This window comes from Hansschlegelia sp. KR7-227, assembly GCF_049446035.1.
In the GTDB taxonomy this organism is placed as follows: domain Bacteria; phylum Pseudomonadota; class Alphaproteobacteria; order Rhizobiales; family Methylopilaceae; genus Methylopila.
The window spans coordinates 1,325,781-1,339,383 of record NZ_JBMSEA010000001.1 but is presented as its reverse complement, the minus strand read 5'-3'; the positions used below and the strand labels follow the sequence as shown (position 1 = coordinate 1,339,383).

Annotated in this window: 16 protein-coding genes; 5 read left to right on the top strand and 11 right to left on the bottom strand. The window is 69.2% G+C overall.

Annotated elements, in window-relative coordinates:
* Nucleotides 1-17: 17 nt before the first annotated feature.
* Nucleotides 18-362 (top strand): Hpt domain-containing protein, encoded by a 345-nt coding sequence (locus ACO2RJ_RS06305; protein WP_423267138.1) that lies wholly within the window; start codon nt 18-20, stop codon nt 360-362.
* A 133-nt stretch (nt 363-495) separates the two neighbouring features.
* Nucleotides 496-1,302, top strand: coding sequence for a hypothetical protein (locus ACO2RJ_RS06300; protein ID WP_423267137.1), 807 nt, complete (start codon nt 496-498; stop codon nt 1,300-1,302).
* On the opposite strand, the gene ACO2RJ_RS06295 is transcribed toward ACO2RJ_RS06300, so the two are convergent.
* Together ACO2RJ_RS06295 and ACO2RJ_RS06290 are read right to left on the bottom strand one after the other, a co-directional pair.
* A complete protein-coding gene (locus ACO2RJ_RS06295) occupies nt 1,290-2,066 on the bottom strand; it encodes a glycerophosphodiester phosphodiesterase family protein (RefSeq protein ID WP_423267136.1) in 777 nt (258 codons plus the stop codon). The genes ACO2RJ_RS06300 and ACO2RJ_RS06295 overlap by 13 nt on opposite strands.
* 12 nt (nt 2,067-2,078) lie before the next feature.
* A complete protein-coding gene (locus tag ACO2RJ_RS06290; protein ID WP_423267135.1) occupies nt 2,079-2,543 on the bottom strand; it encodes a RidA family protein in 465 nt (154 codons plus the stop codon).
* Nucleotides 2,544-2,822: 279 nt separating this feature from the next.
* Between ACO2RJ_RS06290 and ACO2RJ_RS06285 the strand changes: the two genes are divergently transcribed.
* Nucleotides 2,823-3,632 carry a cell envelope integrity EipB family protein gene (locus ACO2RJ_RS06285; protein WP_423267134.1) on the top strand — a complete coding sequence of 270 codons (810 nt, stop codon included), beginning with the start codon at nt 2,823-2,825 and terminating at the stop codon, nt 3,630-3,632.
* A gap of 66 nt (nt 3,633-3,698) precedes the next feature.
* On the opposite strand, the gene ACO2RJ_RS06280 is transcribed toward ACO2RJ_RS06285, so the two are convergent.
* The 4 genes from ACO2RJ_RS06280 to ACO2RJ_RS06265 all read right to left on the bottom strand — a co-directional run bounded on the left by ACO2RJ_RS06280 (nt 3,699) and on the right by ACO2RJ_RS06265 (nt 6,468).
* Nucleotides 3,699-4,019 carry a hypothetical protein gene (locus ACO2RJ_RS06280; RefSeq protein WP_423267133.1) on the bottom strand — a complete coding sequence of 107 codons (321 nt, stop codon included), beginning with the start codon at nt 4,017-4,019 and terminating at the stop codon, nt 3,699-3,701.
* A complete protein-coding gene (locus ACO2RJ_RS06275) occupies nt 4,003-4,488 on the bottom strand; it encodes a hypothetical protein (RefSeq protein WP_423267132.1) in 486 nt (161 codons plus the stop codon). Before ACO2RJ_RS06275 ends, ACO2RJ_RS06280 begins: the two co-directional genes overlap by 17 nt.
* A 312-nt stretch (nt 4,489-4,800) precedes the next feature.
* On the bottom strand, nt 4,801-6,075 hold the full coding sequence (locus ACO2RJ_RS06270; protein WP_423267131.1) for a DNA polymerase IV: 1,275 nt from the start codon (nt 6,073-6,075) through the stop codon (nt 4,801-4,803).
* A gap of 102 nt (nt 6,076-6,177) precedes the next feature.
* Nucleotides 6,178-6,468 (bottom strand): DUF3572 domain-containing protein, encoded by a 291-nt coding sequence (locus ACO2RJ_RS06265; RefSeq protein WP_423267130.1) that lies wholly within the window; start codon nt 6,466-6,468, stop codon nt 6,178-6,180.
* Nucleotides 6,469-6,621: 153 nt separating this feature from the next.
* On the opposite strand from ACO2RJ_RS06265, the gene ACO2RJ_RS06260 reads away from it, so the two are divergent.
* The gene (locus ACO2RJ_RS06260; protein ID WP_423267129.1) at nt 6,622-6,993 is read left to right on the top strand and encodes a response regulator; all 372 of its coding nucleotides are present in this window, start codon (nt 6,622-6,624) and stop codon (nt 6,991-6,993) included.
* A gap of 10 nt (nt 6,994-7,003) precedes the next feature.
* Nucleotides 7,004-8,377 carry a PleD family two-component system response regulator gene (locus tag ACO2RJ_RS06255; protein ID WP_423267128.1) on the top strand — a complete coding sequence of 458 codons (1,374 nt, stop codon included), beginning with the start codon at nt 7,004-7,006 and terminating at the stop codon, nt 8,375-8,377.
* 145 nt (nt 8,378-8,522) lie between these two features.
* On the opposite strand, the gene rpmG is transcribed toward ACO2RJ_RS06255, so the two are convergent.
* The 5 genes from rpmG to rnr all read right to left on the bottom strand — a co-directional run bounded on the left by rpmG (nt 8,523) and on the right by rnr (nt 13,571).
* Nucleotides 8,523-8,690, bottom strand: coding sequence for a 50S ribosomal protein L33 (gene rpmG / locus ACO2RJ_RS06250; RefSeq protein WP_423267127.1), 168 nt, complete (start codon nt 8,688-8,690; stop codon nt 8,523-8,525).
* Between the two features lie 81 nt (nt 8,691-8,771).
* A complete protein-coding gene (locus ACO2RJ_RS06245) occupies nt 8,772-9,953 on the bottom strand; it encodes an MFS transporter (RefSeq protein ID WP_423267126.1) in 1,182 nt (393 codons plus the stop codon).
* A gap of 59 nt (nt 9,954-10,012) precedes the next feature.
* Entirely contained in the window at nt 10,013-10,726 is a 714-nt protein-coding gene (locus ACO2RJ_RS06240) for an NUDIX hydrolase (RefSeq protein ID WP_423267125.1), read from the bottom strand.
* Nucleotides 10,723-11,178: a DUF983 domain-containing protein gene (locus ACO2RJ_RS06235; protein WP_423267124.1), complete on the bottom strand. Its 456-nt coding sequence runs from the start codon at nt 11,176-11,178 to the stop codon at nt 10,723-10,725. Before ACO2RJ_RS06235 ends, ACO2RJ_RS06240 begins: the two co-directional genes overlap by 4 nt.
* Nucleotides 11,175-13,571, bottom strand: a complete 2,397-nt coding sequence (gene rnr / locus ACO2RJ_RS06230; RefSeq protein WP_423267123.1) for a ribonuclease R — start codon at nt 13,569-13,571, stop codon at nt 11,175-11,177. Before rnr ends, ACO2RJ_RS06235 begins: the two co-directional genes overlap by 4 nt.
* Nucleotides 13,572-13,603: the final 32 nt, after the last annotated feature.

The following is a 13,603-nucleotide window of genomic DNA, read 5'->3' as shown; positions in this document are numbered from 1 at the left end:
GGAATGAGATCGGGACGGTGAGCGTAGAGGATGACCCTGCGCGTGAGCGCCTGGTGGCGAAGATCGACGCGGTGCGCGATCGTTTTCTGACTGGCCTCGACGCTCGAAGGCGCGGTCTGATCGATCTCTGCAATCAGGCGGCGGGCGAGGAAGCCGGTCCCGCCGGGGAAGCTCGGCTGGCGCTCCGGCGCGGCCTGCACAATCTGGCCGGCGCCGCCTCGACGCTCGGGCTCGTTCAGCTGGGCCGGGCCGCGAGCGACATCGAAGCGGCGGTCGTCGCCGCCATCGCCGGCGACAGACCGTTCGACGCGAGCCTGACGCGAGAAGTCGTCGCCAGGCTGGAGCGCCTCACGCAGACCTGACGTCGGGGGTCCGAGCGGTCGGTTGCGAATCAATTTCGTTGCACGCATATAAAAATTTGCGGCAATATCGTGGCGTTGCAACCCGCGGTCCGGATGACGTCGTCTGGGCTCATCGCGATCGGGCGCATGCGTCGTGCCGTTTGCTCTCTTCGCTCGCGTGGCGGCGGTGGTCGCTCTCGGCGTCGCCGGCGTGTCGCCCGCGATCGCGGGAGCGTTCACTCTCGATGAGGGCGAGGGGAAGGTCTTCGCGACCGGCGTCGTGAATTCGGGCGATCACTATTACGACCGCCGGGGTCGGCTCAAGGCGCGCGGCGCATATCACAAATACGATCTGCAGGCGTATCTCGAATACGGGCTGCGCGACGGCCTCACGGGCTTCGCGGCGACCGGCCTTCAGCGCATCACGGCGCGTGACGGCGGGCGCCACGAACGCGAGGGGCTCGGCCGGAGCGAGATCGGTCTGCGCGCCCGGCTGCTGCAGGGGAACGGCTGGATCGCGTCCGCGCAAGGGTCGGTCGTGATCGCGGGCGCCAAGCGCAGCGAAGGAGTCGCTTCGATCGGCGAAACGGACGACCAGGTCGATGTCCGCGGGCTGGTCGCCCGAAGCTTCGAGGCGTTCGGCAAACCGGCCTTCATCGACCTCGGCGCCGGCTATCGCACGCGCAGCGGAGATCCCGCGGACGAAATCCGGGCGGACGCCACCTTCGGCATCCGGCCTGCGCCGCGCCTGCTGCTGCTGGCGCAAAGCTTCAACACCTTCGGCACGAAGCGTTGGGACGGGCCGTACCGTCTGAAGCAGCGCATCCACAAGGTTCAGGCGGCGGCGCTTTACGATCTGACCGAGAAGCTCTCGCTGCTCGTTTCGGTGTTCTTCACGCCGGAGGCGCGTGACGCGATGGACGAGGGCGGGGCAGGCGTGGGCTTCGGTTACCGGTTTTGAACCGGCGCCGCCGCGCTGGCCGGCAGGAACCCTTCGAAGACCATCTGGTCGGCGTAACGGGCGGCGCAGGCCTGCTCCTCCGGCGTCCGCACCGTCCATGTCATCACAGGCAGCCCCAGGCGCCGCGCGACGGCGACCGCTCTCCGGGGGAGGTCGCGGACGCGCCAGGACACGAAGTCAGGCCGGGTCCAGGGCCAGTGCGCCATGTTTCGGCCGGCGAAGCGCTGTCCGCGGGTCAGTTGCGCCCAATGCGGGTCATCATCAGCGTAGGCCTCGCCGATGATCCCTCTCGGCACCTCGGGAGCCACGCGCCGCAGGACGCCGAGGACGCGCGGATCGAAGGACTTCGCGGCGACGGGTCCGCCCCGTTCGGCGAGCGTCTTCGCGACCCCGGCCACGAAAGCCATGTCGGCGGCGCGGGACGACTTGATCTCGACCACCAGGGCCTGACGACCGGCGACGAGGTCGAGGCAGTCCTCCAGGGTCCAGATCCGGTCCGCGCCGGTCCTGAACGCGATGCGGCGAAGTTCGGCGAGCGGTCGCGCTGCGACGGGGCCGGAGGCGTCGGTGAGACGCTCGAGCGTCTCGTCGTGAAACACGACGGCGGCGCCGTCCGCCGTCGGTCGCACGTCGATCTCGATCGCGAAGCCGAGGTCGATCGCGCGCGCCACCGCGCTCGGCGTGTTCTCGACCACGCCGAGCGACTGATCGTGCAGCCCGCGATGCGCGATCGGGCGGGCGACCAGCCAGTCGAGGCTGCGCATCCGCGCAGGCCCTCAGGCGACCTCGATGATCGCCTCGACCTCGACGGCCGCGCCGAACGGCAGTGCCGCGACCCCGATCGCGGAGCGCGCATGCCGACCCTTGTCGCCGAGCGCCTCGACGAGGAAGTCGGACGCGCCGTTGACGACCTTGGGCTGTTCGCCGAAGCCGGGCGCGGAGGAGACGAAGCCGACGAGCTTCACCACGCGGACGATGCGGTCGAGCGAGCCCAGCTCGGCCTTGGCCTGAGCGAGCGCGTTGATGATGCAGAGCTTCGCCGCCTTCGCGGCGTCCTCGATCGCGACGTCCTCGCCGAGGCGGCCCTTGCAGGTGAGCTCGCCGCCGGCAAGCGGCAGCTGGCCCGAAATGTAGAGCATGGAGCCTGACAGCACGGCCGGCACATAATTGGCGGCGGCCTTCGGCGCCTCCGGCAGGGTGACGCCGAGCTCCTTGAGCCGCGCTTCCGTTCGATCGTTCATGCCATGCCTTCCTGACTGTCCAAGCGACGGCCCCGCGCCGTCCGGCTGCGCGCCACCTGTGGCCTACGGGGCGACCCGCCGCAAGGGCGGCGGGCTGCCGGCTCAATTCCGCCATGCTGCCCGGCGATCAGCAGGCCTCGCAACCGCGTGGCGCATTGCCTTTGCCTGAATGCGGCGCACAATGACGTCAAGGTTTAACCGGGGGCCATCGCCGTGACCCATCTCCGCCGCACCCTACCGCCGCGAGTCGTCTCAGCCGCTCTGGGCGGCTCTTTGGCGTTGGCGGTCTTCGCCACGCCTGCGCTCGCCGCGCCGCCGGCCGCGCTCCCGGAGTCGCCGCTCGCGCCGCATCGCGCGATCTACGAGCTCAAGCTGCGCGAAAGCCGCGGCTCCGGCGCGATCGGGCAGGTGCGCGGCCGCATCGTGTATGAGTTCAAGGGCGACGCTTGCGACGGCTACGCCCTGAACTTCCGGCAGGTCACCGAGATCGGCAATGGCGAAGGCGAGACCAACGTCTCCGATCTCCGCTCCGAGACCTGGGAGGACGGCAAGGCCCGCAGCTTCCGGTTCTCGGCCCGCAACTACCTCAACCAGCAGCTCGACCGCGACACGGACGGCCGCGCCGAACGGGCGCCCGACAAGGTGAAGGTGACGCTCTCCAAGCCGGCGAAGGCGAACGCGGACTACGACGCGCGCACGCTGTTCCCGACCGAGCACCTCCGCAAGATCATCGAAGCGGCGCGCGCCCAAAAGGGCCTGCTCGAAGCGCCGGTCTATGACGGCTCCGAGGCCGGCGACAAAACCTATGACACGCTGACCGTCATCGGCCGACCGAGCGAGACGCCTCCTTCCGACATAGAACCGCCGGCGAAGACCCCCCAGCTCGAAAGGGAGGTCTACTGGCCCGTGACCGTCAGCTATTTCGAGCGGGGTAAGGCGAAAGACGGCGAACAGCAGCCGGACTACCAGATGAGCTTCGACCTTTACGCCAACGGCGTGAGCCGCGCGCTGAAGATCGACTACGGGGAATTCGTGCTCGACGGCGAACTCAAGGAACTCGAGTTCCTCGCGCCGACCGCCTGTCGCTAGTTGCGCGGCCGAAAGGCTCGCCACTCGCGCCGGCCATAAGCGGCCTGCGGGGAGAACGCCCGGCCTTCAGATGAAGAGCCCCTTCAGCGCCACGTTCATGAGCGCCGTGACGATGGCGACGCGCACGTGTTCAAATTGAGCGATGGCCAGACCGGCGGCCGTGACGACGTACATCTTCGCCAGAGCCAGCTGTCCTTTGATGAGATGGTCGAAGTCGGCCTTGCTGATGACGCCCTTGTGCAAGGCCTCAAGGTAGCCCGCGACGTCGTGCGCCCTGCGGGTCACGAAGTCCCTCATCAGATCGACGGACGCCTGCTTGATGCTGGACGGAAACCCTTGGACGATCGGCGCAAGCTCGGCGAGCGCCGTTTCAAGCAGGTTGGCCATTCTTTCCTCCCTTGGCCGCGGCGTCCGGCGCCTGGTTGCGTTCCGTCGCGCCCGGCGTAGCCCCGACGCATGACGTCGACTTCTGCTTGTTGGCCTCCAGGCAGATGATGAGGTCGAACGCCCGGGAGACCGTCTTCCGGTCTGCGTCGACCACGAACCGGCTCAGTCTCGCGTTCTGCCGCCAGTAGGTGACGAACCCGCCGAACAGGCCGCCGTCCCGGTCGCGCATCAACCGCCACTGAGCTGCGCTTGTCTGATTGTTCGGAACGCCGGCCGCAAATTCATAAGCGGCGTCGATCTTCACTCCGATCGCCCGAACCTTTTCGGCGTGCTTCTGATAGGGCTCGGTCCCGAGCTTCATGACGTCATCGACTTCCGCCTTGAGCGTCGTCGCGTTCTTGTAGGCCTCGAGGTTGTACTCGGCGATGAGCGGCGCGCAGCCCACGATAAGCAGGAGCAGGAGCGTCAACGACGCCGTCTGGGCCTGGCGCCTCCCATCTACGGCGCGAACGGAGGAGGGGGCGGCGCGTCGCATGTCGTCTCCTTGATGAGGTTCGCAGCCTGCGGTCCGTTCTTCGTACAAGAATACAACCTGAAATATATTCGTATCAGTACGTACTCCTATAAGATGCGGACGCGGGCAGTCCCCGTGGGATGGCGGTTCGCCGTCCGGGCGCGCGATTGAGGCCGGGCGAACGTTCGGCCCAGGGCCCTGAAGGGCGGAGCGACGCGGGCGTAATGCCCGAGGTGCAGGGGAAGCCTGCGGGCGCTCGCCGAGCGCCTAGCGGTCGCCGCGGCGCCTCGCGAAAGCGCGGTCCACCGAATCGCGTCCAAAGCGCGCGCGCAGGTCGGCGACGGCCGTCTCGATCCGGTCGAGTTTCTCGTAGCGCCGCTCGAGATCCGGCGGGTCGGCCTCGATCGCCGGACAGAGGTCCGACAGAGAGACGCCGATCAGCCGGAAGGCGGCCCCGTCCGCCTCCCGCCTCAGCATGTCCCGCGCGGCGCCGAAGATGCGGGCGGCGAGACGCGTCGGCGACGGCAGAGCATGGGCGCGGGTGCGCGATCGAAAATCGCTCGTCTTCAGCTTCAGCGTGATCGTGCGGCCCGCGATCGCGTCGGCGCGCATCCGGTCGGCCACCTTTTCGCAGAGCGGCCAGAGCCGCGCGGCGAGTTCGTCGGCGTCGGAGACGTCGACGTCGAACGTGGTCTCGGCGCCGACGCTCTTGCGCTCGCGGTTCGGCTGGACGGGCCGGTCGTCGCGACCGAACGCGAGCCGGGACAGCCTCAGGCCGCTTTCGCCGTAGCGCCGGGCGAGATCGCGCGGCTCGGCGCGCTGCAGATCGCCGATTGTCCGCAGGCCGTCGCGGCGCAGGGTCTCCGCGAAGGCCGGGCCGACGCCCCAGAGAAACTCGACCGGGCGCGGCGCAAGGAACGCGGGAGCCTCCTCGATCGACAGCGCCGCGAAGCCGCGCGGCTTGTCGAGGTCGGAGGCGATCTTGGCGAGAAACTTGTTGGAGGCCATGCCGATCGACACCGTGATGCCGACGTCGCGCTCGACCTCCTTGGCGAAGCGGGCGAGGGCGACAGCCGGAAGAGCGTGATGCAGCCGCTCGGTCCCGGACAGGTCGAGGAACGCCTCGTCGATGGAGAGCGGCTCGACCAGCGGCGTCAGCGCCAGCATCTTGGCCTTCACCGCTCGGCTGGCCTCGACATATTTCGCAAAGTTCGGCTTCACCACCACGGCGTCCGGGCAGAGCTTCAGCGCCTTGAACATCGGCATCGCCGACCGCACGCCGGAAATCCGCGCGACGTAGCAGGCGGTGGAGACCACGCCGCGCTTTCCGCCGCCGACGATGACCGGCCTCTCCGCGAGCGACGGGTCGTCCCGCTTCTCCACCGCGGCGAAGAAGGCGTCGCAATCGACATGGGCGACGGTCATCGCGCCGAGCCTGTCATGGCGCGCGATCCGCGGGCTGCCGCAGGCGGCGCAACGCGCACGACCGGGCGCGGGCGCGAGGCAGTCGCGGCAGAAGGACAGGGCGGTCGTGGCGGTCATGCGCGGCCCGGTGACGGCGGCGTCTACGAAAAGACCTCGCCGCGATCGGCCATCCTTACCCGCTCTGCTCGCCGAAGGAACCGGCGGGGCGCGCCAGCCGGCTCAGTCGGCCCCGCCGCCGGGCCCCGCCAGCGCGCGGCGGGCGTCGCCGACGGCCTCGGGGCGCAGGCCTTCGGCCTCCGCGAAGGCGAGCAGCAGCGTCTCGTCCGCCAGCAGATGGTCGAGCACCGCCGGGAGGAACTGCGGGCTTCGGGCGGCCGATCGAATCGTCGAAGGATCGAGCCCCGACAGCGCCAGGAACTGACCGAGACGTTCGGGATCGGAGGCGAGGAAGCCGAGCGCCCTCGCCGCCACCGCGTCGGCCGAGGGTTTGTCCAGGCGGAGTTTCAGCATGGCCGTTCGCCTTTTCCTAAGGAATGATCGGTAAGATTTTTTGAAACAGCAAGTGATCGGCTTGGGCCAAAGCGGGATAAGTTCCCTCCTGGCCGCGCCGCCTGGACGGGGCCGGACCGCGTGCGTGCGAAGCGCGGGGAGAGTAGGTGTGGCATGGCCAAGACCGTCCTGATCGTCGAGGACAACGAGCTCAACATGAAGCTCTTCCACGACCTGCTCGAGGCTCATGGCTACAAGACGATCGAGACCCGCAACGGCATCGAGGCGCTGGAGCTCGCGCGCGCCCACCTGCCGGACCTGATCCTGATGGACATCCAGCTGCCCGAGGTCTCCGGGCTCGACGTCACCCGCTGGATCAAGGAGGACGAGCGCACCCGCGCGATCCCGGTGATCGCCGTGACCGCCTTCGCGATGAAGGGCGACGAGGAGCGCATCCGGGGCGGCGGCTGCGAGGCGTATCTCTCCAAGCCCATCTCGGTGGCGAAGTTTCTGGAAACCGTCCGTCACTATATCGGCGAAGGTTGATCGACCTGACATGACCGCGCGCATTCTCGTCGTCGACGACGTTCCGGCCAACCTCAAACTGCTCGAGGCTCGGCTGACGGCGGAGTATTTCGAGGTGGTGACCGCCTCCAGCGGCCCGGAGGCTCTCGCGATCTGCGAGAGGGCGCAGTGCGACGTCGTGCTGCTCGACGTGATGATGCCCGGCATGAACGGTTTCGAGGTGTGCCGCCGCCTCAAGGCTGATCCGAAGACCCACCACATCCCGGTCGTCATGATCACGGCCCTCGACCAGCCGTCCGATCGCGTGACGGGCCTGGAGGCCGGCGCGGACGATTTCCTGACCAAGCCGGTCGCGGACGTCGCGCTGCTCGCCCGCATCCGGTCGCTCGCTCGGCTCAAGCTGCTGGGAGACGAGCTCCGCCTGCGCGCCCAGACGACCCGCGAGATCGGGATGTCGGACACGCTGATGGAAGCGGTCGCCGACACCGGCGAAGGCGGTCGCGTGCTGCTCGTCGACGACCGCCCGTCCTCGGCGGAGCGCATCTGCAAGGCGCTTGCGCGCACGCAGACAGTCGACGTCGAGCCGGAACCGCAGGAGGCGCTGTTTCGCGCGGCCGAAGGCGATTACGACGTCGTGGTCGTCGCGCTGTCGCTTGCCGATTTCGATGCGCTGCGGCTCTGCGCGCAGCTTCGCTCGCTCGAGCGGACCCGCATGACGCCGATCGTGCTGATCGCCGATCCCGAGCAGAACGCGCGCGTGCTGCGCGGCCTCGAGGTCGGGGTGAACGATTACCTGATGCGCCCAATCGAGCCCAACGAACTCACCGCGCGCATCCGGACCCAGGTGCGCCGGCGCCGCTACACCGCCCGGCTGCGCGACAACCTCCAGACCAGCATGGAGCTCGCCATCACCGACGGGCTCACCGGCCTCAACAACCGGCGCTACATGGAGATGCACCTGCAGACGCTGCTCGATCAGGCGGAGAGCCGCGGGCGACCCCTGTCCGCCTTGGTCGCCGACATCGACCTGTTTAAGGGCGTCAATGACGGCTTCGGGCATGACGCGGGCGACGAGGTGCTGCGCGAGTTCTCGCGCCGTCTCAAGGCGAGCGTTCGGGGAATCGATCTCGTCTGCCGGTTGGGCGGCGAGGAGTTCGTGGTCGTGATGCCGGAGACAGACGCCCAGGTGGCGCGGGTCGTCGCCGAACGCATCCGGTCCAAGACCGCCGCGCAGCCCTTCGCGATAGCCGGCGGCGCGCAGTCGATCGACGTGACCGTCTCGGTCGGCGTCGCGAGCTTCCTCGGCAAGTCCGACGACGCCGCCGCCCTGCTCAAGCGCGCCGACGTCGCGCTCTATCGCGCCAAGGCCGACGGCCGCAACCGCGTGGTCGCGGACGCCGCCTGATCGGCGCCGCCACCAGTCCTGAGGTCTGACCCACAGTTCTGAATTCTGAGACGCCGGCGGATGGCGGCGATCACGCCCCGCGCCCGCGCGCCGAAACGAAAAAGGCGCCCCGAGAGGCGCCTTTAGTTCGACGTACGGACCAGGATCACTTGATCTTGGTCTCCTTGAACTCGACGTGCTTGCGCGCGACCGGATCGTACTTCTTGAGCACCATCTTGTCGGTCTTGGTGCGCGAGTTCTTGCTGGTCACGTAGAAGAAGCCGGTGTCGGCCGTGCTCAGCAGCTTGATCTTGATGTTGGCGGCCTTCGCCATGGCGTGAACCTCGAAAGGGCGACGTCCAAGGCGCCGCGGCAGGAATTCGGAGCGCGCAACCTACTCAGGCGCGGCCGCCTGTCAAGGCTGAGCCGCTTCCCGGCGGATGCGGAAGGCCGCGATCACGACATAAGCGCCGAGCAGCAGGGCGACGGCGTAGAAGGCGCCGTGGGGTCGGGAGAGGTCGAATCCGACGCCGAGCAGCGGCGGCCCGGCCATCAGCCCGATCGAATACATCATCACGAAGGCCGCGTTCGCGGTCGCGAGATCGACGCCGGAGAACCGCGCGCCGAGATGCGCGAGGGCCACGGTGTACAGCCCGCCGACCACGCCGCCCCAGACCGCCACGAGCGCAAACAGCGCGACGTGGTCGTGCGCGACGAAGGGAATCGCCACGGCGCCCGCCAGCCCGCACGCGGCCAGCGCGAGGATCAGCCAGCGCCGGTCGACGCGGTCGCTGACGAGGCCGATCGGGATCTGCGACGCGATGTTGCCGACCGCCATCATGCTGACCAGCAGGGCGGCGGTCTGGACGGTGAGGCCGACCTCGGTCCCGAACAGCGGCAGAAAGGTGAAGCCGCCGGTCTCGACTGCGCCGAACACGAAGGCGCCGCCGGTGGCGAGCGGCGCGATCGCGATGAAATACATCACGCCCCGGGCGCGGTTCGGCTTCTCGATCGCCGGCGCGAGCCCGCGGGCGAACGCCACCGGCAGGGCGGCAGCGGCGTAAAGTCCGGCGCAGACGAGATAGGCGGCCAATCCGTCGGAGCCTGTGACGGCGAGGATCGCCGGGCCTGCGGCGAAGCCGACCGAGAGCGAGGTCGCGTAGACGCCCATCACCAGCCCGCGCGCGCGTTCGGGCGCGAAGGCGTTGATCCAGAATTCGGACAGCACGAACAACACCGCGAGGGAGGCACCGAACAGGAAGCGCAACGGGAACCAGGCCCAGAGCGGCGCGACGACGGCGAAGCCGAGAATGGTGGCGGCGCCGAGCGCGAGCGCCGCGAACAGCGTCGCCCGCACGCCCACAATCCCGGCCCATCGCGCGATCAACGGGGCGACGGCGATGGTCGCGAGGCCGCCCATCGCGGTGTTCAACCCGATCAGCGTGCCGGACGCGCCGCGCGCCTCCATCGCGAAGGTGAGAAGCGGGATCGAAAGGCTCAGCGCGACGCCGACGAGCGACACGCAGGCGATCGCGACCGCGATGCCGAGATTGCGCTCGCGGGCGGTCAGGTCGGAGACTGAACAGATGGCGGTCATGGCCCGCGGGGTGTGCCACGTCGGACGGCGCGGCGCCACCCAAGGCGCCCGCTATTTCATCATATCAGCTCACGCTCGCCGGCCGACCCCTTCGGATAAAACGGCAGCGGAGCGTCGCGCTCAAAGCCGATGTCGAGGCGCTCGGTGAGATCGAGCAAGACCTGCTTGGTGATGGCGGGCAGGTCGAGCTTGCGCGCGTCGTCGAGCGTGACCCAGACGATTTCGACGAGCTCCGTCTCCGCGGTGACCAGCCCGTCGACCGTGCCGCCGATCGCGCTGGCGTCGGTCGCGAAGAAGCGCGCGTCGAAGCGGCGGGGGCGGCCGGGCGGCGTGATCGCGCGCGCGACGGCGACGAAGCTTTCGAGCGACGGAAACACGCCGGCTTTCGCGAAGGCGTCCCAACTGCTCCCGCGGGGCTGGAAGGGGCCGGCGTCCGGATCGCCGATCAGAATGCCGGTCTCCTCCGCGAGTTCGCGGACGGCGGCGAGGCCGTAGGCGCGGGCCCGGGTGATCGACGGTCGCCGCACCCGCGCCTGCAGGCGGTTCTCGACATGGGGAGGATAGGTCCCCGCGACGTTCACGCGGCCGTCGTCGGCCTCGACGCGGCCGCCTGGAAACACGAACTTGCCGGGCATGAAGGCCACGCCTTCGTGGCGGCGGCCCATCAGCACCTTCGGCTCGGGGCCGGACCGGTCGACGACGATGAGCGTGCCGGCGTCCCTCGGGACGAGCGCCCTCGGCGAGAGCGCCGGTGCGTCCTGCGCCGCGCTCACGCGCGTTCGTCGTCGGGCCGGAGGCCGCCGTCGGCGAAGGGGCTGTCGTCCTCTCCGCCGAAGCCGTGCATTCGCAGCGCCCATTGCAGCCCGACAAGCGCGCCCTTCACCGCCGGCAGCAAAGCGAGCGACAGGATGATCGTGAGCGGCAGCCACATCGCGAGATGCAGCCAGACCGGCGGCTGGTAGCGGACTTCCGTCCAGAGCAGCAGTCCGATCACGACATGGGCGACGATGGTGATGACGACATAAGGCGGAGCGTCGTCGGCGCGCTGGTGATGCAGGTCCTCGCCGCAGACGCCGCAGGAATCGACCACCTTCAGATAGGCGCGGAACATCCGGCCCTCGCCGCAATTCGGGCAGCGGCAGGCCGCGCCGCGGCGAAGCGAACGGAGGATCGGGCGGCTGTCTTCGCCAGGCTCTTCAGTCTCGACGACGACGTGAGCGGTCATGAGCGGCGTCCCTTGCCCTTGCCAGGCTTCTTCGGGCCGGCCGCGCGAGATGTAGGGGAGCGGCCGCGCGATTTCGAGGCGCCGGCAGCCGCCGACGCCCGGCGCAAGCCGCGCTTGCCGCGGCCGACCGGCTTCTCCTGCCGGCCATCCGACAGCATCTCGAACCTGAGCGCGCCTGCGACCGGCGCCGCCTCGACGAGCTTCACCCGCACCTGATCGCCGAGCCGGAAGCTTTCGCCGGTCGCGCTTCCCGTCAGCGAGCGGGCGCCTTCGTCATGCACGAAATAGTCCTTTCCGAGCGATCCGATCGGCACGAAGCCGTCGGCCCCCGTATCGTCGAGCTTCACGAACAGGCCGGAACGGGTGACGCCCGCGATCCGGCCGGAAAAGCTCGCTCCGACCTGGTCGGCGAGGAAATGCGCGATCAGCCGATCGACGGTTTCGCGTTCCGCCGCCATCGCCCGGCGCTCGGCCGCCGATATGCGCGCGCCGATCTCGCCCAGCGACTGCGGCGTCGCGCCGTCCGGCAGACCGTCCGCCCCGAGATCGAGCGCGCGGATCAGCGCGCGGTGGACGATCAGGTCGGCGTAGCGGCGAATCGGCGAGGTGAAATGCGCGTAGCGACGCAGGTTCAGGCCGAAATGCCCGTAATTCTCGGAGGCGTATTCGGCCTGCGCCTGGGTCCGGAGCACCACCTCATTGACGAGGCTCGCATTGTCGGAACCCGCGACGCGTTCGAGGATGCGATTGAAGTGCGCGGGCCTGAGATTGCCGGACTTCGCGATCTCGAGATCAAGCGTCGCGAGCAGCTCGCGCAGCGCCTCGAGCTTCTCGATCGAAGGCGCGTCGTGGACGCGGTAGACGAGAGGCGTGCGCTTGGCCTCGAGGGTTTCGGCGGCGGCCACGTTGGCCTGGATCATGAACTCCTCGATCAGCCGGTGGGCGTCGAGGCGGGTCGGCACGATCACCCGGTCGACCGAGCCGTCCGGCTTCAGCACCAGCTTGCGTTCCGGCAGGTCGAGATCGAGCGGGCCGCGGGCGTCGCGCGCCGTCTTCAGGGCGGCGTAGGCGTCCCAGAGCGGCTTCAGGACGGGCTCGAGCAGCGGTCCCGTCGCGTCGTCGGGCGCGCCGTCGATCGCGGCCTGAGCCTGCGCGTAGGCGAGCTTGGCGGCCGATTTCATCATGACGCGGTGGAAGCTGTGACGGAGCTTGCGCCCGTCCTTGCTAAAGACCATGCGCACGGCGAGCGCGGGGCGGTTCTCCGCCTCCTTCAGCGAGCAGAGGTCGTTCGAGATGCGCTCCGGCAGCATCGGGACGACGCGGTCGGGAAAATAGACGGAGTTGCCGCGGTCGAGCGCTTCCCGGTCGAGCGCCGACCCCGGGCGGACATAGGAGGCGACGTCGGCGATCGCGACGGTGACGACGTGGCCGCCGAGATTGTCGGGCGCAAGGTCTGGCTCGGCGTGGACGGCGTCGTCATGGTCCTTGGCGTCGACGGGGTCGATGGTGACCAGAGGAAGTGTCCGCCAATCCTCGCGGCCCTTCAGCGTCGCGGCCGTGGCGGCCTCCGCCTCGGCGAGAGCGTCGCGCGAGAACACATGGGGGATCGCGTGGGCGTGGATCGCGATCAGGCTGACAGCCTTTTCGCTCGTGATCGATCCGAGCTTTTCCCGGACCCGCGCCGACGGCAGGCCGTAGCGGCCTTGCTTGACGATGTCGGCCGCGATCAGGTCGCCGTCACGGGCGCCGTCGGTCGCGTCGGCCGGGATCGTCAGTTCCTTGCCGGCCTCGCGCTTGGTCACGGGCACCAGTCGGCCGGAGCCGTCGGGCAGGGCGCGGAACACGCCGAGCACGCGCGCGGACTGCTTCGACAGGATCTTGATGACCCGGCCCTGGTGCGATGGGTCGCCGGGTTCGGGATCTTCGGTCGGCTCGGCGCGGACGAGGATGCGGTCGCCGACGCCCGGCGTCAGGCCAGGCTGGCGGCCGCGGCTCGGCACGATGACGAGAATGCGGGGCGCCGCCCCATGCTCGTCCTCGTCCCACTCGGCGGGCTGGGCGATCAGTTCGCCGTCGTCGTCGCGGCCGGTGACGTCGGCGAGCACGACCGACGGCAGATGGCCTGCGCGCCCGAGCTTCTTGCCTCGCCGGTCGACGACGCCGGCCTCCTGAAGCTCGTGCAGCGCCCGCTTGAGCTCCACGCGGTCCGCGCCGGAGATGTGGAACGCCCGGGCGATCTCGCGCTTCCCGACCTTGCCGCCCTGCTCGGCGATGAAGGCGATGAGCTGTTCGCGCGACGGCAGGCCCCGCGAGGCGGGACGAGCGGGCGCGGGCGGGGCTGACTTAATGCGTCGTGCCAAATCCGGCGGACCTTTGCGAGCGGGGCGAGCCATCCCTTCCCTCAAAACGGGAAGGGATCAAGCGC

Bases quoted from the DNA above. Each gene is read 5' to 3' on its own strand.
- ACO2RJ_RS06255 (WP_423267128.1), top strand. From the start codon at position 7,004: ATGACCGCGCGCATTCTCGTCGTCGACGACGTTCCGGCCAACCTCAAA.
- rpmG (WP_423267127.1), bottom strand. From the start codon at position 8,690: ATGGCGAAGGCCGCCAACATCAAGATCAAGCTGCTGAGCACGGCCGAC.
- ACO2RJ_RS06280 (WP_423267133.1), bottom strand. From the start codon at position 4,019: ATGGCCAACCTGCTTGAAACGGCGCTCGCCGAGCTTGCGCCGATCGTC.
- ACO2RJ_RS06245 (WP_423267126.1), bottom strand. From the start codon at position 9,953: ATGACCGCCATCTGTTCAGTCTCCGACCTGACCGCCCGCGAGCGCAAT.
- ACO2RJ_RS06295 (WP_423267136.1), bottom strand. From the start codon at position 2,066: ATGCGCAGCCTCGACTGGCTGGTCGCCCGCCCGATCGCGCATCGCGGG.
- ACO2RJ_RS06260 (WP_423267129.1), top strand. From the start codon at position 6,622: ATGGCCAAGACCGTCCTGATCGTCGAGGACAACGAGCTCAACATGAAG.
- ACO2RJ_RS06235 (WP_423267124.1), bottom strand. From the start codon at position 11,178: ATGACCGCTCACGTCGTCGTCGAGACTGAAGAGCCTGGCGAAGACAGC.
- ACO2RJ_RS06265 (WP_423267130.1), bottom strand. From the start codon at position 6,468: ATGCTGAAACTCCGCCTGGACAAACCCTCGGCCGACGCGGTGGCGGCG.
- ACO2RJ_RS06270 (WP_423267131.1), bottom strand. From the start codon at position 6,075: ATGACCGCCACGACCGCCCTGTCCTTCTGCCGCGACTGCCTCGCGCCC.
- rnr (WP_423267123.1), bottom strand. From the start codon at position 13,571: ATGGCTCGCCCCGCTCGCAAAGGTCCGCCGGATTTGGCACGACGCATT.
- ACO2RJ_RS06290 (WP_423267135.1), bottom strand. From the start codon at position 2,543: ATGAACGATCGAACGGAAGCGCGGCTCAAGGAGCTCGGCGTCACCCTG.